At 68.7% G+C, this 20,495-nt stretch carries 20 protein-coding genes and 1 pseudogene; 2 read left to right on the forward strand and 19 right to left on the reverse strand.

Annotated elements, in window-relative coordinates:
- Positions 1 to 22: 22 nt before the first annotated feature.
- The 6 genes from QQK29_RS18470 to QQK29_RS04750 all read right to left on the reverse strand — a co-directional run bounded on the left by QQK29_RS18470 (position 23) and on the right by QQK29_RS04750 (position 6,454).
- Entirely contained in the window at positions 23 to 961 is a 939-nt protein-coding gene (locus QQK29_RS18470; RefSeq protein WP_431308774.1) for a DUF6807 family protein, read from the reverse strand.
- Entirely contained in the window at positions 909 to 2,021 is a 1,113-nt protein-coding gene (locus QQK29_RS04730; RefSeq protein ID WP_284298223.1) for a Gfo/Idh/MocA family protein, read from the reverse strand. Before QQK29_RS04730 ends, QQK29_RS18470 begins: the two co-directional genes overlap by 53 nt.
- 8 nt (positions 2,022 to 2,029) lie before the next feature.
- Positions 2,030 to 2,917, reverse strand: a complete 888-nt coding sequence (locus tag QQK29_RS04735) for a carbohydrate ABC transporter permease (protein ID WP_284298225.1) — start codon at positions 2,915 to 2,917, stop codon at positions 2,030 to 2,032.
- Positions 2,907 to 3,794, reverse strand: coding sequence for a carbohydrate ABC transporter permease (locus tag QQK29_RS04740; protein ID WP_284301901.1), 888 nt, complete (start codon positions 3,792 to 3,794; stop codon positions 2,907 to 2,909). The genes QQK29_RS04735 and QQK29_RS04740 overlap by 11 nt, the downstream gene beginning before the upstream one ends.
- A 138-nt stretch (positions 3,795 to 3,932) precedes the next feature.
- Positions 3,933 to 5,168, reverse strand: coding sequence for an ABC transporter substrate-binding protein (locus QQK29_RS04745; RefSeq protein WP_284298227.1), 1,236 nt, complete (start codon positions 5,166 to 5,168; stop codon positions 3,933 to 3,935).
- A gap of 161 nt (positions 5,169 to 5,329) precedes the next feature.
- Positions 5,330 to 6,454, reverse strand: a complete 1,125-nt coding sequence (locus QQK29_RS04750) for an aminotransferase class V-fold PLP-dependent enzyme (protein ID WP_284298229.1) — start codon at positions 6,452 to 6,454, stop codon at positions 5,330 to 5,332.
- A gap of 179 nt (positions 6,455 to 6,633) precedes the next feature.
- Here QQK29_RS04750 and QQK29_RS04755 point away from each other — a divergent pair, with 179 nt between their 5' ends.
- Positions 6,634 to 7,185, forward strand: coding sequence for a TetR/AcrR family transcriptional regulator (locus tag QQK29_RS04755; RefSeq protein ID WP_284298230.1), 552 nt, complete (start codon positions 6,634 to 6,636; stop codon positions 7,183 to 7,185).
- Between the two features lie 10 nt (positions 7,186 to 7,195).
- On the opposite strand, the gene QQK29_RS04760 is transcribed toward QQK29_RS04755, so the two are convergent.
- From QQK29_RS04760 to aceA, 4 genes are all read right to left on the reverse strand, one after another.
- Complete coding sequence (locus tag QQK29_RS04760) at positions 7,196 to 8,275, reverse strand: SDR family NAD(P)-dependent oxidoreductase (protein ID WP_284298232.1); 1,080 nt, start codon at positions 8,273 to 8,275, stop codon at positions 7,196 to 7,198.
- Between the two features lie 103 nt (positions 8,276 to 8,378).
- Positions 8,379 to 8,786 carry an adenylate kinase family protein gene (locus tag QQK29_RS04765; RefSeq protein ID WP_284298234.1) on the reverse strand — a complete coding sequence of 136 codons (408 nt, stop codon included), beginning with the start codon at positions 8,784 to 8,786 and terminating at the stop codon, positions 8,379 to 8,381.
- Entirely contained in the window at positions 8,786 to 10,447 is a 1,662-nt protein-coding gene (aceB, locus tag QQK29_RS04770) for a malate synthase A (RefSeq protein ID WP_284298236.1), read from the reverse strand. The genes QQK29_RS04765 and aceB overlap by 1 nt, the downstream gene beginning before the upstream one ends.
- Before the next feature lie 93 nt (positions 10,448 to 10,540).
- The gene (gene aceA / locus QQK29_RS04775) at positions 10,541 to 11,866 is read right to left on the reverse strand and encodes an isocitrate lyase (protein WP_284298238.1); all 1,326 of its coding nucleotides are present in this window, start codon (positions 11,864 to 11,866) and stop codon (positions 10,541 to 10,543) included.
- A 145-nt stretch (positions 11,867 to 12,011) separates the two neighbouring features.
- On the opposite strand from aceA, the pseudogene QQK29_RS04780 reads away from it, so the two are divergent.
- Positions 12,012 to 13,469: pseudogene (locus QQK29_RS04780) on the forward strand (helix-turn-helix domain-containing protein).
- Between the two features lie 24 nt (positions 13,470 to 13,493).
- Here the strand turns inward: QQK29_RS04780 and QQK29_RS04785 are convergent.
- The 9 genes from QQK29_RS04785 to QQK29_RS04825 all read right to left on the reverse strand — a co-directional run bounded on the left by QQK29_RS04785 (position 13,494) and on the right by QQK29_RS04825 (position 20,160).
- Positions 13,494 to 13,694, reverse strand: a complete 201-nt coding sequence (locus QQK29_RS04785) for a hypothetical protein (protein WP_284298240.1) — start codon at positions 13,692 to 13,694, stop codon at positions 13,494 to 13,496.
- Positions 13,694 to 14,182 (reverse strand): hypothetical protein, encoded by a 489-nt coding sequence (locus QQK29_RS04790; RefSeq protein WP_284298242.1) that lies wholly within the window; start codon positions 14,180 to 14,182, stop codon positions 13,694 to 13,696. Before QQK29_RS04790 ends, QQK29_RS04785 begins: the two co-directional genes overlap by 1 nt.
- A 110-nt stretch (positions 14,183 to 14,292) precedes the next feature.
- Positions 14,293 to 15,552, reverse strand: coding sequence for an amylo-alpha-1,6-glucosidase (locus QQK29_RS04795; RefSeq protein ID WP_284298244.1), 1,260 nt, complete (start codon positions 15,550 to 15,552; stop codon positions 14,293 to 14,295).
- On the reverse strand, positions 15,504 to 15,980 hold the full coding sequence (locus QQK29_RS04800) for a hypothetical protein (protein WP_284298246.1): 477 nt from the start codon (positions 15,978 to 15,980) through the stop codon (positions 15,504 to 15,506). Before QQK29_RS04800 ends, QQK29_RS04795 begins: the two co-directional genes overlap by 49 nt.
- A gap of 5 nt (positions 15,981 to 15,985) precedes the next feature.
- Positions 15,986 to 16,798: a carbohydrate ABC transporter permease gene (locus QQK29_RS04805; protein WP_284298248.1), complete on the reverse strand. Its 813-nt coding sequence runs from the start codon at positions 16,796 to 16,798 to the stop codon at positions 15,986 to 15,988.
- Positions 16,795 to 17,748, reverse strand: a complete 954-nt coding sequence (locus QQK29_RS04810) for a carbohydrate ABC transporter permease (protein ID WP_284298250.1) — start codon at positions 17,746 to 17,748, stop codon at positions 16,795 to 16,797. The genes QQK29_RS04805 and QQK29_RS04810 overlap by 4 nt, the downstream gene beginning before the upstream one ends.
- Positions 17,749 to 17,853: 105 nt before the next feature.
- A complete protein-coding gene (locus QQK29_RS04815; protein WP_284298252.1) occupies positions 17,854 to 19,089 on the reverse strand; it encodes a sugar ABC transporter substrate-binding protein in 1,236 nt (411 codons plus the stop codon).
- Between the two features lie 103 nt (positions 19,090 to 19,192).
- A complete protein-coding gene (locus tag QQK29_RS04820; RefSeq protein ID WP_284298255.1) occupies positions 19,193 to 19,702 on the reverse strand; it encodes a substrate-binding domain-containing protein in 510 nt (169 codons plus the stop codon).
- On the reverse strand, positions 19,654 to 20,160 hold the full coding sequence (locus QQK29_RS04825) for a LacI family DNA-binding transcriptional regulator (protein ID WP_284298257.1): 507 nt from the start codon (positions 20,158 to 20,160) through the stop codon (positions 19,654 to 19,656). Before QQK29_RS04825 ends, QQK29_RS04820 begins: the two co-directional genes overlap by 49 nt.
- Positions 20,161 to 20,495: the final 335 nt, after the last annotated feature.

The raw sequence follows: 20,495 nt of genomic DNA on the forward strand, positions 1-20,495 counted from the left end.
CGACCGCTTCGCGACGGGCCGCTCAGAGGAGCGCCCGCACGGCCCCCGGGTCCAGATGGCCGTCGGCGATCACGAGCCGGTGCTGAAAGGCCAGCTCGCCACGTGCCGGCACCGTGAGCCCGTCGACGTAGGCGTGCGCCCAGCCGATGGCCGAGAAGGGTTCGAAGCGGTGCAGCCAGCGATGGTGGCCGACGGTGGGCTGATCGCCGAATGCGAGCCCGAGGGTGACCTCGTCGCCCGCCACGGTGACGCCGTGCACGATCATGGTGCGCGACTCGCCACCCGACTCGCTGAGATCGACGCCGTCTCCATCGATCGCGGCCGCGGCGAAGCCCTCAGCCAGGCGCAGCCAGAGCCCACCGTAACCACCGTCGGGGCGGCCGCGCTGTGCGGGGGTCTGCAGGGCGACGTCACTGCCCGTGGCGCTCGTGAGGGTCGTCGCGAAGTCGATGAGGAGCGCCGGGATGCCCTCCAGCTGCGCGACGACGAAGCTCCACGAGCGTCGCTCGTCGAGGAGGGGCTGACCCTCGTGTCCGACCCAGCGCACGCTCTCACGAAGCGTCGCACCCGCGTCGCCTGACGCCTCCGACGTCCACTCCTGATGATCGATGCGCCCCTGGTCTTCGACGACGATGTAGCCCTGCTCGGGACTGAAGTACGTGCCACCACCCCAGAGGTTGTGGGCGTCGACGCGGGGGAACGCGAACGACAGTCCGTGATGCCAGGTGTGGTCTTCGGGCGCGAAGCCTGTGACCGTGACGCCCCCAGGCGTGCGCAGCGGATGGATGAACGGCTTCGGCGTATCGATCGGCCCGATGCCATGGCCGAGACCGAAGTGGGCGACCGACGAGCCGTCGAGCAGCAACTCGCGCTCATCGTGCGCGTGGTCGGTGATCGTGAAGCGGGGCTCAGCCACGACGCGCCTCCACCCGTGCCGGGCCCGATGCATCCAGCGCCTCATAGAACGGGTCGCCGTCGACGATCTCGCCGCGGGCGATCTCACGCCCCTCAGCGGATGACTTGTACAGCGCCGTGAGGAACTCGAGAGTCGCGCGCGACTCGAGAGTCGTGAGCTTCGGCTTCTCGCCCGCCCGCCAGCACGCGATGAGGTCTTCGAGCTGCGCACGGTGGGCGTTGACATGCATCTCGGGCTCGTCGGCCGCCCAGCCGTCGACCCGCATGGCCGCATCGCCCTCGCCGATCGTCGTCACCGACCACTCGTCGAGCAGCGGGAGGTAGAGGGTGTCGAGAGTCACGTTCGCCTTCTCGGCGATCACCTGCAGCTTCGTCTCCGGGTCGTGGCTCACCACGGTCGACACGATGCTGCCGATAGCCCCGGATGCGAACCGCACGCTGGCGACGCTCGCATCCTCCACGTCTATCGGTCGCGACACCGTCTCGGCGATCCCGCTGACGCTCGCCCAGTCCCCGCCCATGAGCCACAGGATCAGGTCGACGGCGTGGTAAGCCTGCGTCGTGGTGGAGCCGCCGAATTCGGTGGCGAACTTGCCGCGCCACGGCGCATCCCAGTACTCCGGGCCGCGGTACCAGTTCGTGTGGGCGATGCCGACGAGCGGCCGCCCCCAGCGGCCGTTGCGCAGGTCGGCTTCCACCTGCCGCGATCCGCCGGAGTAGCGGAACTGCGACACCGTGACGCACCACCGTCCCGTCTCGGCCTCCACGGCCGCGATGCGATCGGCGGAGGCGAGGGACCCGGTGAGCGGCTTCTCGCAGTACACCCAGGCACCCGCGCGCATCGCCTCGATCGCGAGGGGCTCGTGCAGGTGCGGCGGGGTCGCCACGACGGCGATGTCGGGCGCGATCTCCGCGAACATCGTCGTGGCATCGGCGTACAGCGCCTCGCATCCGAAGGTCTCGCCCGCCGCGGTGCGACGTGCCTCGTCGGGGTCGACGATCGCGACGAGCTCCACGTCGGCGGCGAGAGCCTGGATGGCGGGCAGGTGAGCCGCGGCACCGATGCCGCCGGCACCGATGACGGCGATCCGTGCTCGAGATGACATGCGGTGATTCAGCCTTTCAAACCGGTCGTGGCAATGCCCTGCACGAGGTACTTCTGCCCCACGAGGAAGAAGCCGAACAACGGGCCGAGCGAGATGACGGCCATGGCGAACATGGCGCCCCAGGCGCTGTCACCACTCGCGTCGAGGAAGGAGTTCAGTCCCAACGGAACCGTGTAGTTGCGCGGATCCTGCAGGTAGATCATCGGAGTGAGGAAGTCGTTCCAGGTCCAGATGAAGGTGAAGATCGCCGACGTCGCGAGCGCGGGCTTCAGCAGCGGCAGGATGACGTAGAAGAAGGTCTTCCAGGGGCCCGCGCCATCGATCTTCGCCGCCTGGTCGAGCTCGGTCGGGATACCACGCAGGAACTGCACCATGAGGAACACGAAGAAGGCGTCCACTGCGAGGAACTTCGGGACCACCAGCGGGAGGAAGGTGTTCACCCACCCGAGGTTCGCGAACAATACGTACTGCGGGATCAGCAGCACGTGGTGCGGCAGCATCAGCATGCCCATCATGCAGGCGAAGAAGATCTTCCGGCCGCGGAACTGCATCCGCGCGAATGCGTACGCCGCGAGGGTGCACGCCACCAGATTGCCGAGCACCGAGAACAACGCGACGATCGTCGAGTTGATCATGAAGGTCCCGAACCCGACCCCGGCACCATTCCACCCGCGAACGTAGTTGTCGAGGATGAAGGGGTTCGGGATCGGCGACACCTCGGAGAAGATGTGCTCGCTGTCCTTGAACGATGCGCCCAGCATCCAGATGAGCGGGTACAGCATCACGAGACCCACGGCGATCAGCAGGGCGTGCTTGAAGGTGCTGCGGCCGGCGCTTCGCTTGGTGCCCACCGTCATCGCGACGGTGCTCTGGTCGAACTTCGTGTCAATCGTCATAGTGCACCCAGTACTTCGAGAACCAGAAGTTGACGGCCGTCACGAGTGCGATGACCACGAACAGGATCCAGGCCATGGCGCTCGCGTAGCCCATCTGGAATCCGGTGAAACCACGCTGGTAGAGGTACAGCGTGTAGAAGAGCGTCGAGTTGACCGGGCCGCCGGTGCCTCCCGAGACGACGAAGGCCGGCGTGAAGGCCTGGAACGCTCCGATCATCTGCAGAATGAGGTTGAACAGGACGATCGGGCTCAGCATCGGCAGAGTGATATGCCGGAACGAGCCCCATCGACTGATGCCGTCGACGGCAGCGGCCTCGTAGAGGTACTGCGGGACCTGGCGGAGAGCCGCGAGGAAGATGACCATCGGCGAGCCGAAGGTCCAGACGTTCAGGATCACGAGGGTGCCGAGGGCTGTCTCGGGGTTGCCGATCCAGCTCATTCCCTCGATGCCGAACCAGTCGAGGATCTGGTTGATGAGACCGTTGGATCCGAACATCTGGCGCCACAGCACCGCGACCGCGACGCTCGCCCCGATCAGGCTCGGGAGGTAGTAGACGGAGCGGTAGAGCGAGAGGCCGCGGAGACCGCGGTTGAGCACCATCGCCACGGCGAGCGCGAAGGCGAGCTGCAGCGGCACCGAGACGAGCACGTAGACGAGGGTCACGCGCACGGCGTCGAGGTACTTCGGGTCGTTGGTGAAGAGCTTGATGTAGTTGTCGAAGCCCACCCACTCGGGCGCCGCGAGCATGCTGAAGTCGGTGAACGAGAGATAGAGCGAGTACAGCATCGGCCCGAGGGTGATGACGAAGAAGCCGATCAACCACGGGAGCAGAAACGTGTAGGGCGCGATCTTGTCAGCGAGGAGCGACCGGCGCAGGGAGGTGGACTTCCGTGCGCGGGGACCGAGGGTCCCCGCGCACGGTCATCGCCCGTACGCTCGTCCGCCGACGCCTCAGGGGCGTCCGTCGGATCGGTGAGCGTTGTCATGAGCCTTCTTACTGTTGAGGCGGATGGATCAGCCGAGCTCCGACGCGGCCTGCGCCATGAACTGCTTCGCGGCATCCGCGGGCGAGAGTTGGCCGAACTGCACTTGCTGCGCCACCTCGGCGAACAGGGTGTTGACCGTGCCGGAGCCGGCGGGAGCGGGAACCGGAGCGGGTGCACCGTTCTCGCGCACCGACTCGAAGATCTCGATCGCGCGCTGCACGTTCTCGTTGGCGCCCGCAGAGGCCGCCTCGATCACGTTGGCGTTGGCCGGGAAGCCACGGTTGAGACCCAGGATGCCGTTGGCCTCTTCGTTGTTCAGCAGGAAGTCGACGAGCTTCGCCGCGGCCTCCTGGTGCTTGGACTGCTTCGAGATCACGAGGTTCATCGCGGTGCGCATGTACTGGCCCGCGTCTTCACCCTCACCCGGGAAGCGTTCCAGCGAGATGACGTTGGGGGTGCGTCCCTGCACGCCGTCGTACTGGTTGGTGAAAAGGAAGGTCGAGGCCGCAACGCCCGCGACGACGGCGTCGTACGGGGTGCCCTGGTACTCGGAGGTGATGTCCGGCGTGGTGGCGCCGCCGCTCGCGCGGAGGTCGGCCCAGTACTGCCAGAAATCGGCGAGCGTCTTCTCTGAGAAGGCCAGCCCGTCGGCGTCCATGAAGTCCTCGCCGCGCTGCTTCGCCCAGACCTCGAAGACCTGGTAGCCGTGCGAGAGGTCGGTGACGCCGGCGAGCGAACCACCGGATGCGGTACGCACCTCGGCTGCGAACTCGGCCAGGTCGTCCCAGCTGTAATCGCCGCTGGGTGCGGTCAGGCCGAGCGCCTCGATCGCCGTCGTGTCGAAGATGAAGCCCTGGGTCGAGAGGCCGAACGGCATGGCGGCGAGCTCGCCGTCGACTGTGCTGACCTGCAGCAGGTCGGCGTCCCAGCCGTCCTGCGAGACGCCCTTGCTCAGGTCGGCGAGCTGGCCGCGCGAGGCGAACTCGACGAGCACCTCGTTGTAGAACTGGAACACGTCGGGCGAGTTGCCGCCTGTGTACTGCGTGGTGATCTTGTCGAGGTAGCCGTCGAATCCGCTGAAGTCGCGCACGACGGTGATGCCCGGGTTGAGATCCTCGAACTTGTCGAGAGCGCTGTTGGTGATCTCGTGGCGCACATCGTCGCCCCACCACGCCATGCGCAGCTCGATCGGCTCGTCGCTGTCACCGTCGCCCTCCGACGACGTGCACGCGGCGAGCGACAACATCACGGCCGCGCTGGCCACGACCGCGGCGAGCTTCAAGCCTTTCCGATTGCGGTGTGTGAACACTGTTTCTCCTCATTGAGATGCCCTCACGGGCGGGTGATCTGCGGGGGTGACCCTCGGGTGAACAATCGATTTCGCAACTGCTCGTGCGTTGACTATACGTTGCGCGACGAGGGCCGTCAAACAACCCGCCCGTCGCGAGCCCATCGCACGAGCGTCGGCACCGCACGATCAGCGAATCGCTCGAAGTGCTCGGCCGTCGAGTACGCGTGTGCCGACAAGCGCAGGCGCGCCACGCCGCCCCACCCCGCGATCTGCGTCTCGAAACCGAGCTCGTCCGCGATCCGTTGACGCAACGCGCCCGCCGCCTCCGGTCGCTCCCGCAGGCCGGCCGGGAGCGCCACGAGAGCCATCGACGGCGCGGGCATGCCCACCGCGACACGATGGTCCTCACCCGTCAGGCGAGCGAAGGCGTCGACGATCAACTGCTGGCCATACGCCAGGAGCTCACGCTGGAAGGCACGGATGCGATCCCACCCGAGCTCGGCCTCGAGCATCTCGATGCCCACCGCGGAGGCGAGATAGCTTGTCGAGTCGGCCGTTCCCTGCTCGTCGAAGTTCTGCGGGTAGGCCGCGTCACTCGCCCACGACTCGATGGGCGGCCGCACCCGCGCGGCCGTCTCAGGATCCAGCACCGTCACGGCGGAACCGCGCACGCCGCACGCCCACTTGTGCAGGTTGCCGATCCAGGCATGACCCGTCTGCCCGGCGGGCACCTCGAGCATTCCGGGTGCGTGAGCCGCATCCACGAGCACGGTGATGCCGCGCTCGCGCGCCGCGGCGGCGACCGCATCGACCGGCATCCGGCGGGCGGTCGCCGACGTCACGTGGTCGAGCACCAACATCCGTGTCTTCGGACCGACTGCGCCCAAGATCGCATGCATCGCCGCCTCGGCATCCGCCTCGAGCGGCACGTGGGCGGTCACGACACGGGCGCCCGACCTCGCGGCCTCGAGTTCCACATGCTTGGCGAGTGCGCCGTAGGCGTGGTCGGTCACGACGATCTCCTCGTTCGCGAACGCGCGCAGCACCGCTGTGGTTCCGGCACTCGCCGACGGCACGAAGGCGAGCCGCTGCGGCGCGGCGCCGAGGAACTCCGCGACGCTTCGACGGGCATGCTCGCGACGCGGCTGCACCTCGAGATGCCAGCGCAACGGATTCGCATCGACCTGCGCGAGGAGCGCGGCCCGATGCTCGACGGTCGCGCGCGGCGCAGCCCCGTAGGAGCCATGGTTGAGGTGCACGACCCGAGAGTCGAGAGCCCACAGTTCGGCCGCGGGGCGGCCCGACCGGGTGGTGAGCTCCCGTGGTGCCTCAGTGCTCATACAGATCGGCCGGCCTCGGGACAGCGACGGTGCTCACGGCTCCAGCCTAAGCATCCGCGGATGGCGGCCTGCACACCCGCACAGCGTAGAGTCGCGGCATGACTTCGGCTCGGAACTCCAGCCGGGAGGCGATCCGCGAAGCCGCATCCGCGCTCTTCCCGGTGCGGGGGTACACGGGCACCTCGGTACGCGACATCGCCGCGCAGGCGGGCGTCGATCCGGCCCTTGTCATCCGGCACTTCGGCTCGAAAGAGGAGCTCTTCCTCGAGATCATGCGGTTCGACCCGGAGGCTCAACCCCTGCTCGACGGGCCGATCGGCGAGCTCGGCGAGCACTTCATCGACTACGTGCTGACCGCGGGCGAGCAGGTGCGCAGCGTGTTCCTCGCGCTCATCCGGGCGAGCGACTCGGGCGGCGTCGCGCCGCGACTGCGTGAGATGCACGAGATGGCGTTCGTCGCGCCACTGCGCTCGCGGCTCGTCGGACCGGATGCCGAGGTGCGGTCGCGTCTCGCCGCCGCGCTGGTGGGCGGCCTGCTCTACAGCCTGTGGGTCGTGGGCGACGAGGAGCTGCTCGCCGCCGAGCGACCCGAGCTCGTGCGCCGCTATGGCGCGCTGCTGCAGACGCTCATCACGCCGCCGGCCCGCTGAGGAGGCGGCCCTACTGCACCGACCATCCCCCATCGGAGGCGAGCACCGCGCCGTTGATGTTGACGCCGTCGTCGGAGAGCAGGAAGGTGATCGACGCGGCGAGCTGCTCCGCAGTCGCGAGCGTCGGCATCTGCATCTGGTACGGACGCAGCTTGGCCGTGCCCCACTCGGACACGTGCGGCGGAAGCGGGATGCCGGTGGCGACGCCGCCGGGTGCGACCGCGTTGACGCGGATCCCTTCGCGGCCGTACATGAACGCAGCCGACTTGGTGAGCCCGATCACGCCGTGCTTCGACACGGTGTAGGCGTTGCCCGACGCGTTGCCGCGCAGGCCCGCCTCCGAGCTGACGTTCACGATCGAGCCCGTGTGCGCGGCGAGCATCGCGGGGATGACGGCGCGGGTGAGCTTGAAGACACCCGTCAGGTTCACGCCCAGCACGCGGTCCCACATGGCGTCCTCGGTCTCGTGCAGCGGCGAGAAGTCGTCGTTGATGCCCGCGACGTTCGCGAGCGCGTCGATCCTGTCCCCCGCCGCGGCGACGATCGCATCCACCGACTCCTGCCGCGTGATGTCGCCCGCGACGGTGACGATCTCCGCCTCAGGTAGCGAGGCCCGGAACGCCTCGAGCTTCTCGGCGGAGATGTCGACGGCGACCACGCGGCCGCCCTCGCGGGCGACACGGGATGCGGTGGCGAGTCCGATCCCGGATGCCGCGCCGGTCACGATGACGGTCTTGCCGGCGAAGCGGCCGGGGGTGATGGCCTCCTCCCACGGCTCGGGCTCGAAGTCGTCGGCGGGTGCGTCGGCTTCGGCGACCTCGACCTCCGCGGGCGCGGCCGCGTCGAGACCTTCGATCACCGATGGGTCGCCGCTGTTCGCCTTCTCGACGAGGTCGTCGACGAGCGATTGCGGCATCTGGCCCTGGCTCATCGCCACGAGACTCTGCAGCGGAAGCAGCTTGACGGGAGCGAGCACCTTCTCGTCGACGCCGGCCTGGGCGAGCAGCTGACGGATCAGGGGGCCGCCGATCGGATGCTTGAGCCAGGTGCCCACGGAGTTCTTGGCGGTGAGTGCCTTGTCTTTGGCCATGATGCGTCCCTTCGCAGCGACGGTCGGATGTGCCGTCAGCATCAGTCTGCGCCGCGGAACGGGAGGTGTCAACACTGTTGACACCTCCCGGGGCTGCCGACGTTCAGGCCGCCACGAGGGCCTCCCGCAGGGCCGCGAGCACGCGCTCGTGAAGCTCCTCGACCCCGCCCTCGGCGTCGAGTTCGACGACCTGCCGGCGGTAGTGCTCGAGGAGGGCGTCCTCCGCCGCGGTCGGCGCCGAGCCCGCCGGTCGCAGATACAGCGCCACCTCGATCTCGGCAGCTCGTCTCCCCAGCACGTCATCGAGAGCGGATGCCTCGGCAAGGTCACGCGGGAAGCCCTCGAGCACGAAGCCCGCGGCGTGCGGCGCCAGCTCACGCTCGGTGAAGGCAGCATCCGTCGCCCCCGAAGCCGCATCGACCACGAGGTGCGGCACGCCGAGCCGCTCGGCCAGCATCCGCCCCTGTGCGGCGGTGTCGGCGTGCGGCCGGCCGACGAGCATGATGCGCATCAGGCCGCCCTCCCCTCTCCGACTGCCCCCGAGCCCGTCGCGGGGCTCGTGATCGCCACCTCGACCTCGGGCTCCACGAGGAAGCGCGAGTACGCCTCGATCGTCAGGAAGGTCGGGAAGTCGTCGCCGAGCGCGAGGCCGCGCACGAGCTCGGCGGCATCCTCGAACCGACCGTCGGGAGTGCGGCGCACCTCGAGCTCGGCGGAGAGCAGGCGCTCGACGAAGGCGGCCGTCACCCGCGTGCCCTCGCGCGTGACCGTGCCCTGGCGGATCCACTGCCACAACTGCGAGCGGCTGATCTCGGCGGTGGCGGCGTCCTCCATGAGGTCGTCGATCGCCGCGGCGCCGACGCCCCGCAGCCACGACTCGAGGTAGCGCACGGCGATCGACACGTTCGCGGCGACCCCCGCATCCGTCACCTCACCCTCGATCGTGAGATCGAGCAGGGCCCGCGCGTCGACGCGCACGTCGTCGCGCATACGGTCGAGCTGGTTCGGTCGCTCGTCGAGCACCGCGTCGAACTCGGCCTGCGCCGTGGGGATCAGATCGGGATGCGCCACCCACGTGCCGTCGAACCCGTCACGGGCCTCGCGGCGCTTGTCGGCCGCCACCTGTTCGAGCGCGCGCGCCGTCACCTCCGGATCGCGTCGGTTCGGGATGAACGCGCTCATGCCGCCGATGGCATGGGCTCCCCGCTTGTGGCAGGTGGCGACGAGCAGCTCGGTGTAGGCGCGCATGAACGGCACCGTCATCGTGATCCGCGCGCGATCGGGTAGCGTGAACGCCGCCCCGCGGCCGCGGAAGTTCTTGATGATGGAGAAGATGTAGTCCCAGCGGCCCGCGTTGAGGCCGGCGCAGTGGTCACGCAGTTCGTAGAGGATCTCCTCCATCTCGAACGCGGCCGGGATCGTCTCGATGAGTACCGTCGCCCGGATCGTGCCGTGCGGCACGCCCAGCAGCTGCTCGCTGAGGCTGAACACGTCATCCCACAGCCGGGCCTCGAGGTGCGACTCGAGCTTCGGGAGGTAGAAGTACGGTCCGCTCCCGCGCGCGATCAGTTCATGCGCGTTATGGAATGCGTAGAGGCCGAAGTCGACGAGCGATGCGGATGCGGGGCCCGCGATGCCCGGGCCGTCGGTGAAGCGCAGGTGCTTCTCGACGAGGTGCCAGCCGCGCGGGCGGAACACGATCGTGGGGGTCGACTCCCCGAGGCGGTACTCCTTGCCCTCGGCGCTCGTGAAGTCGATCTGCCGACGGATCGCATCGCACAGGTTGACCTGGCCGCCGACGACGTTCGCCCAGGTGGGGCTCGTGGCGTCCTCGTGGTCGGCGAGCCACACCTTCGCGCCGGAGTTCATGGCGTTGACGGTCATCTTGCGGTCGGTGGGCCCGGTGATCTCCACCCGGCGATCATCGAGGCCCGGACCGGCGCCTGCCACGCGCCAGTCGGGATCCTCACGGATCGCGCGTGTCTCGGACAGGAAGTCGAGGTCGCGGCCGTTCTCGATACCGCGCCGACGCTCCATCCGTGCCGTGAGCGCCTCGTGGCGTCGACCGACGAAGCTCTCGTGCAGGCGGGCCAGGAAGCGCAGCGCCTCCGGCGTGAGGATCTCGTCGAAGCGCTCGCCCTGCGGGCCGAGCACCTCCATCCGTGCATTCATGGGTCTTCCTTTCGTGGCGCAGCTGGAGCTGTGACACCCGGGCGGGAGTTGTTTCCCCCGCCGCCGGGCGCGGCTCCAGGCGCGCCATGTGGGTCAGTGGAACTGGGCGGACTCGGTGGAGCCGACGAGGGCGAGGGTGGCCGAGTCGGGGTTGAGGGCGGTCGCGATGCGGTCGAAGTACCCGGTGCCGACCTCACGCTGGTGCCTGGTCGCGGTGTAGCCGCGAGTCTCGGATGCGAACTCCGCCTCCTGCAGTTCGACGTACGCCGTCATGTGGCGCGTCGCGTACTCGCTCGCGAGCTCGAACATCCCGTGGTTGAGGGAGTGGAAGCCGGCGAGGGTAATGAACTGGAACGCGTAGCCCATGGCGGCGAGCTCGCGCTGGAACCGCGCGATCTGGGCGTCGTCGAGGTGGCGCTTCCAGTTGAAGCTCGGGGAGCAGTTGTAGGCGAGCTTCTGCTCGGGGAACTCGGAGTGGATCGACTCCGCGAACGCCCGCGCGAGCTCGAGATCGGGCTCCGACGACTCGACCCACAGCAGGTCGGCGTAGGGCGCATAGGCGTGCCCGCGAGCGATCACCGGCTCGATGCCGCCCGTCACCTCGTAGAAGCCCTCGGCCGTGCGCTCCCCCGTGAGGAACGGGCGGTCGCGCTCGTCGTGGTCGCTCGTGAGCAGGTTCGCGGCGAGCGCGTCGGTGCGCGCGATGATGACGCTCGGCACGCCGGCCACATCCGCCGCGAGACGCGCCGCGTTGAGGGTGCGGATGTGCTGGCCGGTAGGCACGAGCACCTTGCCGCCCATGTGACCGCACTTCTTCTCGCTCGCGAGCTGGTCCTCCCAGTGCACGCCCGCGGCACCCGCCTGGATCATCGACTGCATGAGCTCGTAGGCGTTGAGCGGACCGCCGAAGCCGGCCTCCGCATCCGCCACGATCGGCGCCATCCAGTCGCGGCTCGTCGAGCCCGTCTCGGCGAACTCGATCTGCGCGGCGCGTTGCAGGGCGTTGGTGATGCGGCGCACGACCGCGGGCACCGAGTTCGCCGGGTAGAGGCTCTGGTCGGGGTAGGTCTGGCCGGCGAGGTTCGCGTCGGCGGCCACCTGCCAGCCCGAGAGGTAGATGGCCTCGAGTCCCGCGCGCACCTGCTGCACGGCCTGGTTGCCGGTGAGGGCGCCGAGTGCGGCGATCCAATGCTCGGGGTTCTCGGAGTTGGCCTGCACCGACTCCCACAGCCGCTCGGCGCCGCGGCGGGCGAACGTCGCCTCCTCGCGCACCGGTCCGCGCAGCGCGACGACGTCGTCGGCCGTGTAGTCGCGGCGGATGCCGTTCCAGCGCGGGTCGGCGGCCCACTCGGCCTCGAGTTCGGCGGCGGTCTGCGTCTGATCACCGGGGCGGTGGGTGCTGTTCGGGATGCTGCTCATGGTCGGTCCTTCCGAGATCGGCGGGGCGGATGCGGTGCGTGTGTTCGATCGTGCGGCCCACGCATCCGCTTTTCTCCACCGAAGCGAGCCGAAATTCCTGCATTTTTCTCTTGAGGAGAAGAACGGCGCCTGTCACCATCGAGACATGGGCAGCGCAGCCGACGAGACGTTCCACGATGAAGACGTGCTCGACTCCCTCACCGTCGGACGCCGCATCCGGCAGCTGCGCCTCGACCGCGGCATGACCCTCGAAGCGCTCGCGAGCGCGATGGGCCGCGCGATCTCGCAGGTCTCGCTCATCGAGAACGGCAAGCGCGAACTCAAGCTCGGCGAGCTGCAGCGGCTCGCTCGGATCCTGGGGACGAGTGTCGACGAGCTGCTCACCGCCGAGCCGCCGTCCCGGCGGGCGGCCCTCGAGATCGCGCTCGAGCGCGCGCAACGCGGGCCGCTCTTCCAGAGCCTGGGGCTCGGGCCGCTGCCCATCCGCAAGTCGCTCAGCGACGACGCGATCCGGACCATCCTCGCCCTGCACGACGAGCTCGGCCGGCTGCATCGCGAGCGGGCGGCGACCCCGAAGAGGCCCGGCGCGCCAACGCCGAACTGCGGCGGGAGCAGCGCAAGCGCGGCAACTACTTCTCCGAACTCGAGCAGACCGCGGCCGAGCTGCTCGGGGCGGTGGGGCACGAGGGCGGTCCGCTCTCGCAGCGCGTCGCATCCGAGCTCGCCCGCCACCTGGGCTTCACGCTGCACTACGTGTCGGATCTGCCCTCCACGACGCGCTCGGTGACCGACCACGCGAACGGCCGCATCTATCTGCCGGTGCGTCAGGGCGGCGACCCGCGGTCGGTGCTGCTGCAGGCCCTCGCGGCCCACGTGCTGGGGAAGCAGGAGCCGCACGACTACGCCGAGCTGCTCCGCCAGCGGGTGGAGACGAACTACCTCGCGGGCGCGCTGCTGATCCCCGAGCAGAGCGCCGTCGCGTTCCTCACGGCCGCGAAGGCCCAGCGCGAGCTCTCGGTCGAGGACCTGCGCGACGCCTTCGCCACGAGCTACGAGACCGCCGCGCACCGCTTCACGAACCTCGCCACCGAGCACCTCGGCATCCCGCTGCACTTCCTCAAGGTGCACGAGTCGGGCGCGATCTCGAAGGCCTACGAGAACGACGGCGCGCTGTTCCCCACGGATGCGCTGGGCGCGGTCGAGGGGCAGATCGTGTGCCGCTTCTGGTCGGCGCGGCAGGTGTTCGACGTCGAGGACCGCTTCAGCCCCTATCACCAGTACACCGACAAGCCGAACGGCACGTACTGGTGCACCTCGAGCATCCAGTCGACCGCGAGCGGTTCCTTCTCGGTGAGCGTGGGCACGCCGTTCGTGCACGTCAAGTGGTTCCGGGGCGCGACACCCCGGTGCGGCGCGCGTCGACCTGCCCGGATCCCGCCTGCTGTCGCCGGCCCCCGACGTCCTGGCCGAACGCTGGCAGAGCGCCGCGTGGCCGAGTGCTCGCCTGCACTCCTCGCTGCTCGCCGCGATGCCCACCGGCACCTTCACGGGCGTCGATCTCACCGAGGTGTACGAGTTCCTCGACGCGCACGCGCCGGAGTGAGGCGCGCGAAGCTCGGCCGCCGGGTCACACCGTCGGCGGTGGGTCACCCTCCCCCGTCGGATCGGGATCAGCCGCGGTCGGCTCGGCCTTCGGCGGCACCACGGGCAGCGGCAATGTCGGCGTCGAGCGTGCGCCTCCGCGACGGGCGTGCTGGCGCTCCTTGGCGGCGAGTTCGCCCGGCTCCACGAAGGTGCCGTCGCGAGTGCGGTGCTCCTTCTCGATCATCAGAACACCTCCCCTCCGACCGTGCGATGGGCCTCTCCGCTCTCGCCCGGTTCGTCGGGCAGGAACGGGCTCGGCTCCTCGGGCATCGGCGCGCCAGGCTCTGTCGGGGTGACATCGGGGCCGGGTGGCACCCCCTCGGGGCCCGGTACGGGCGCGTTCGGGTCACCACCGGGCGGCGGTGCGATGGAGGCATCCGGCCGCGGCGCGCCGGTGGCATCCGACAGCTCCCCGTCGGTGGCCGGCATGCGTTGGTCGTGGAATTGGCCGTCGGGGGCGTCGGGCGCGGCCGACGCCGTGATCCCGGATGCGGCGGTCGCCACGCCCGGCGACTCCGACACGAGCGTGCCCTCGGGGGTGAGGTCCTCGTTCGCCACGGCGTCGTGGTGCGGCCGGCCGACGACGTAGCAGTCGGCGTCGAAGTGCTGGGGGTTCACCCCCGTGCTCTCGTCGAGGGGGTGGTCTTGGATGCGGTCGGTCGTCTCAGTCATGTGCGACTCCTCTCCGACTCCAGTGGACGCTCCGGCGCGCGCAAAAACAAGTGGGGTGACAGGGTTGAGCCAGCGGGCTAGCATGCCCAGACGTGATGCGGCGCGGACTTTCAGCGCGCACGCGCGAACAGCAGGTAGACCGCGGCGGTCCAGGTGTAGGCCCGGTCGCGCAGGCCCGAGCCCGTGAGAGCATCGAAGTTCTCGGCGAAGCCGTGTCGTTCGCATAGACGACGAAACCGCGATCTCACGTCGTCGGCAAGTTCCGGCCGTCCCGAGCGGCGTAGCCCCGCCTCGAGGATGAACGTCGACGGGGCCCAGATGGGCCCGCGCCAATAACCGTCCGCCTCGTAGTGGGGCGAGTCGACGAGCTCCGTCGCCGGCCCGAACTCGGTGAGGTGCGCTTCGGCCATTACGACGAGCGCATCGCGTATGGCGGGCTCGAGCCGCTCCCCGAGGATGAGGGGCAGCGCGAGCAGCAGACTCGACGTGGCCGAAGGTCGATGACCCTCGACCGAGCGCGCGACAAGTTGGTCACCGGCCCGGAGTTCGCGCAGCAGCGCGGCGCACACGCGGTCGGACTCGGCACGCCAGGGCGTCGCGTCCTGCCCCGACTGCTCGGCGAGTACCGCGAGCTCGTCGAGCTGCAGCACGAGGAAGGCGGCGAGGTCGGGCGACTCGACCATCCGCGCATCATCGAAGACCGTGGAGTTATCCCACCCCGAGTCGTTACCGTGTTCGTAGAACGGTACGGCGCTGCCCGGCGCACGTCGATGATCGAGCCAGTACCGCGTCCAGTCGGCGAGGCGCGTGTAGACCTCTGTACGAACCTCGGCGACGAGCTCGGGCGGAAGCATCTCGCGCAGCAGCGACCACACCCACCCGTGGATGGGCGGCTTCACGAAGTTGTAGAGCACCTCCGAGTGGGTGACCGAGTCGGGCAACGCTCCCGTCGGCGCCTGGTGGTCGAAAGGCAGCAGGAACTGGTCGACGGCGGCGCGGGGTTCGGATGCGGCGAGCGCGAGCGCGTTGAAGCAGTGGTCCCAGCTCCACACCTTGTCCATCCAGTGCTTCGACATGAGCACGGCTTCTCGCGTGACGAAGCCCGACGGCTCAACGGTCGCGCTCCACAGCACGTAGGCGGCGAGCATCGCCGCGTCCCGCGACGCACCCGACTCCGGGGCGACCCCGCGCGCGTAGGCCGCGAACTCCGCTTCGCGCATCGCAGCGAGCTGATCGAAGCTCGCCTCGCTCCGGTAGCTGTCCCCCACCGAGGCGAGTTCTTCGATCGCGAGCTCCCACGGCGTACTGTCGGCGCCAGCCGTCACGGCACGCGGCGAGACTCCGAGCTCTTCGGCGCCCGCCACCTCCATCCCCCGCTCAGCAGGGTGATGCGATAGCGCCGTCCCGTCTCATACGAGGTCAGCACCGCCGAGCCGTCCGACGGCGAGCGATAGAGGTAATCGCCTGTGAACGGCGTGAGCCGCGCGGCCGCGGCGCTGAGCCGGAGGCCGAGGCCCCGCCCTCGCACCCGTACCGCCGCGGGCCGATCGAAGGTCACCTCCACCTGTCCCTGCTCGGCGACCCACCGCAGGACCGAAGGCGACGCCTCCAGCTGCACCGCAGCATCCGCACCGTCGGCGAGCGGGGCGAACGACAGCACCGGATGCATCCCTGTCGTGTGCGAGACGAGGTGCACGAGTTCGGCGCGCTCGTGCAGGCCGACGACTCGCGAGACCGACAGCCATGATCCGCGCATACTGAACGGGATCTGGTCGAGATCGAACGCGACGCCGCCCACCTACTTCACCGCACCGGCCGTGACGCCGGCCGCGACGTAGCGCTGCGCCACCACGAGCAGCACGGCTGCCGGGATGGACGCGACGACGGCCGTCGCCATGATCGCGTTCCAGTCCTGCGTGTTGTTGCCGATGTAGCGGTAGATCCCGATCGTGATGGGCTGCAGCTCACCCCGCGGTTGACCGTCGAGGCGAACAGGAAGTCCGACCACGACCAGAGGAAGGTGAAGAGCGAGACTGTCACGACCGAGTTGCGGCTGATGGGCAGCACGACCGAGCGGAAGCTGCGCCACGCGCCGGCCCCGTCGATCTTCGCCGCCGACATGAGCTCCTCGGGGATGCCCGACATGAATGCCGTGAAGATCAACACCCCGAACGGAACGGCGAGGGTCGAATCGGCGAGGATCAGGCCGAGCACCGAGTCCAGGATGCCCCAGTTGAAGAAGATGAGGTAGAAGCCCATCGCCATGATGATGCCCGGAATCATCTGCGCGATGAGCATCACGAAATCGACCGCGCCGCCGCCACGCGGATGCAACTTCGCCAGGGCGAATGCTGCGGGAGCCGACAGCGCAAGCGTGAGAGCGACGGTTCCCAGGCCGACGATGAGGCTCGTGCCGAGGTAGGGCAGCTGGTCCTGTAGCACGCGCGCGTAGCCATCGAAGGTCGGGTCGATCGGGATGAGGTCGGGCGGATCCTTCCGCAGCCGAACGGGCTGGGTGAGCGAGACGTTGATCATCCAATAGAGCGGAAAGAGCATGATCGCTGTCAGGATTACGCCGATCGTCGTGTTGACGGTGCGCTTGGTACGGACGTTCACAGCTCGTCCTCCGTGCGTCGCTGGGTGCGGATGTAGATGATGCCGAAGACGAAGGCGATCACGATGAGCAGGTTGCCCACTGCCGCGGCCGGACTGAGGTCCGGAGATCCTCCGCCGAAGCCGAGCCGGTATGACCAGATCGCGAACGTCGTCGAAGAGTCGCCCGGGCCGCCGCGCGTCATGATCCAGATGATGTCGAAGACCTTGAGCGTGTAGATGAGGCCGAGCAGCAGCGTGATGGCCGACACCGGGCGCAGCATCGGGAAGGTGATGCGCCAGAAGGTCTGCCACGCGTTTGCTCCGTCGAGCGATGAGGCCTCGTAGACCTCGTCGGGGATGTTCTGCAGCCCCGCGTACATGATGACGAGGTTGAACGGGATGCCGATCCAGATGTTGGCGATGAGGACGCCGATCATCGAGGTCTGCGGCGAGGTGAGCCAGTTGACCTGCGAGATGCCGAACACAGCGAGCGCGGCGTTGACGACGCCGGAGTCGGAGTTCAGCATCCAGGCCCAGATCGACGCCGACACGAGCAGCGGCAACAGCCACGGCACGAGGAAGAGCGCGCGCAGTGTCGTTGAAAGCGGGAACCGGCGGTAGAAGAACACGGCAAGCGCAAGGCCGAGCGCGAACTGCACCGCGATGGAGCCGAGCGTGAAGACGGCCGTGCTCCCCAGCGCCGGCCAGAAGGTCGGACTCCGCAGCACTTCGACGTAGTTCGCGATGCCGACGAACGGCGCCTCACCCGTGATAAAGGAGGCGAGTGTGTAGTCACGGAAGCTCAGGTCGAGGTTGCGGAAGAGAGGGTAGGCGTAGAACACGATCATGTAGATCGCGACGGGGGCGATGAACCCCCAGGCGACGAGTTGGTGCCGGAGGCGCTGGCTGCGCTGCGCGGGCCTTTCGGCTCGGCGTTCCGCCGGGCGGGTGGCACCGGGTGTCGGTGCCACCCCCGGCGCGGGTCCGTCCCCCGCCCGTGCCGGTTCTCGGCACGGTCTGCATCGCTGTCATGGCGCTCCTTCAGTGATGTTCGGGGGGACGGACCGGGTGTGGATTCAGCCGAGCTTCTCGGATGCGGCCTTCTGCGCCGCCGCGAGGGCGTCGGCGGGGCTCGACCCACCGGAGAGCGCGTTCTGGACGGCCGTGTAGAGCTGCTCGGAGATGGTGCCGTACTTCACGCCGAGGTTGTCGGCGGTGCGCGGCTTGGCGTCGCCCACCGCGGTGACCCAGCCCTCGAGCGTGGGGTCGGCGGCGAGCTGGGCCTCCTGGCCCGCGGCGGTGGGCGCCACGTAGCCGAGCGAGTCGGCCCCCGTGTTGCCCTCGGTGAGGCACTTCACGATCTTGACCGAGGTCGCGTAGCGTGCGGTGTCCTTCTGGATCGGGATCGTGATGAACTCGCCGCCCGTGGGAGCCGGCGCCGGCTTACCGTTCTCGCCCGGGATCTGGATCGACTTGTACCCGGCCGCGTCGGCATCCGACTTGAACCACGAGCCGTTCTCGGCGAAGCCGAACTCGCCCGTCTTGAACTCGTCCCAGCTGGTGCCCTGCGTGTTCTGCAGCACCGACTGCGGGGCCAGACCGTTCTTCACCCAGTCGGTCCAGAGGGTAAGCGCCGAGACCGCCTCGCTCGAGTCGAGCGCGGTGAGGTCGGCGCCCGCACCCCAGAACCACGGAAGGAACTGGAACGAGCCCTCTTCGGTGCCGACGGCCGAGAAGGTGATGCCCTTCTTGCCGGAGGCCACGACCTTCTCGAGCGCCGCGGTGAGCGAGGCGCCGTCGGTGACAGAGGCGATGTCGACGCCCGCTGCCTCGAGCACGGCGGGGTTGTAATAGAGCCCGAGCGTGTTGGCCCCCACGGGTACCCCGTAGGTCTTGCCGTCGATCTGCCCCGCGGTCAGGATGTTCTCCTGGATGTCGGAGACATCGAGCCCGTTGTCGTCGGTCGTCGTCAGCAGTCCGGCGTCGGCGAGCGTCGAGACCTTGGGGTTGTCGACCATCGCGATGTCGGGCAGCTTGCCGGCGGCGGCGGTCGTGAGGTCCTTGACGGTGTCGCCCGTGTTACCGGCGTTGCGCTTGATCGTGATGCCGATGTCGGCGGCGCAGGCATCGATGGCCTTGGCCCAGTCCGAAGACGCGTCGCGGTCGGGGTACGGGTCCCACAGGGTGTACTCGGTCGAGCCCGACGAATCGTTGTCACTCGGCGTGCTGGAGCATCCGGTGAGCGCGGCGGCGACGAACACGCCGCTCAGCACTGTGGCGCCGACGATGCGGGCCGTGCGGTTCTTGTCCACGGTATTCCTCTCTGAATGGTGCGGGGTGGTGCGTTATTCGGTTGTTTCTGTCGAACCGGTTCGACACGTGCGCTGACGAGATCGCCGCCCGCGCCAGTGCGGGTCAGCGGGTGCTGCCTCGATCCGTCAGTTCGGGTGCGATGAACCGGACGACTGGGGCGCCGGCGCCCTCCCCGTCCTGCATTCGCTGCACGAGAGCCTGGACCGCGGCGCGGCCCAGTTTGTCGGGAGACGTCTCGATAGCCGTGTAGGGCAGCGAGAACAGTCGACCGAAGTCTTCGGAGAAGATGCCCACGACCGAAAGGTCGCGCGGAACCTCGACGCCGCGCGCGTTCAGCACGGGCGGCAGGGCCGCGATCATCGCGTCGTTGTGCACGATGACCGCGGTTGCGGTGGGGCGCTCGTCGAGGATGCGATTCCAGGCGTCCGCGATCGCGGGCTGCTCCGTCTCGCCATAGTGGGGGTGAATGCGCAGGCCGTACCGCGCCGCTCGCTCGAGGGCGGCATCCCGGAAGCGCCACACGTAGGCGCCACCGCGCGTGATGACATGCTCATGGGGCGAGATCAGCACGATCTCGCGGTGGCCCAGCTCGTGCAGATGGTCGACGAGCATGCGCGCCGCCTCGCCGAAGTCGAGGTCGAAGACGTCGAGGCCGTCGGTGTCGCGCGGCAGACCGACGAGGGCGCCCGGCTGCCGCGCGGCGCGCAGGGTTTCACACGCGGATCGTCGTGGGCGACGTTGAGCAGCACGACGCCGTCGACCATGTCGGAGTCGGTGATGCGCTTGAGGGCGCGCGGACCGTCGTCTTCGGTGACCATGAGGATGTCGTAGCCCGCCTCGCGCGCGGCGTCTGAGATCGGCAGCACGTACTGCAACATGGCGGGCGAGAACTCGTCGCGGAAGAACTGTACGAGCAGGCCGATGACCATCGTCTGACTGGTGGCGAGGGCGCGCGCGCCGGCGTTCGGGGTGAAGCCGAGCTCCCGGACGGCAAGCTCGATGCGCTCACGTGTCTCATCGGAGATCGTGCGCTTGCCCGACAGCGCATACGAGACGGTGCTGCGGGACACTCCCGCCGCCTTCGCCACGTCGCCGATGGTCGCCACGGCCTGTTCTCCTTCGAACCGATTCGATGAATCTCGGGTGAGTTCGAGGGGAATCTTGCCCGATTTCGTCGTCGAATGCGAGCATTGTGTCGAATTCATCACGGAATCGGGGGTTGAAACCCCTTCGGGTGGACGCTACGTTAATCGAACCGGTTCGACAATACAAGCCTCTCCGGTCATCCGTCAATAACGAATAGGTATCCGTGTTTCCGTCCTCCCCCGCCACTGCCCGCGCCGCGACGCGCCGCGCTCAAGGCGGCCCCGTCTTCCCCGCCGCGGCGCCCTGCGGCCCCTCGGTC

It is taken from the genome of Homoserinibacter gongjuensis (assembly GCF_030161875.1).
GTDB lineage: Bacteria > Actinomycetota > Actinomycetes > Actinomycetales > Microbacteriaceae > Homoserinibacter > Homoserinibacter gongjuensis.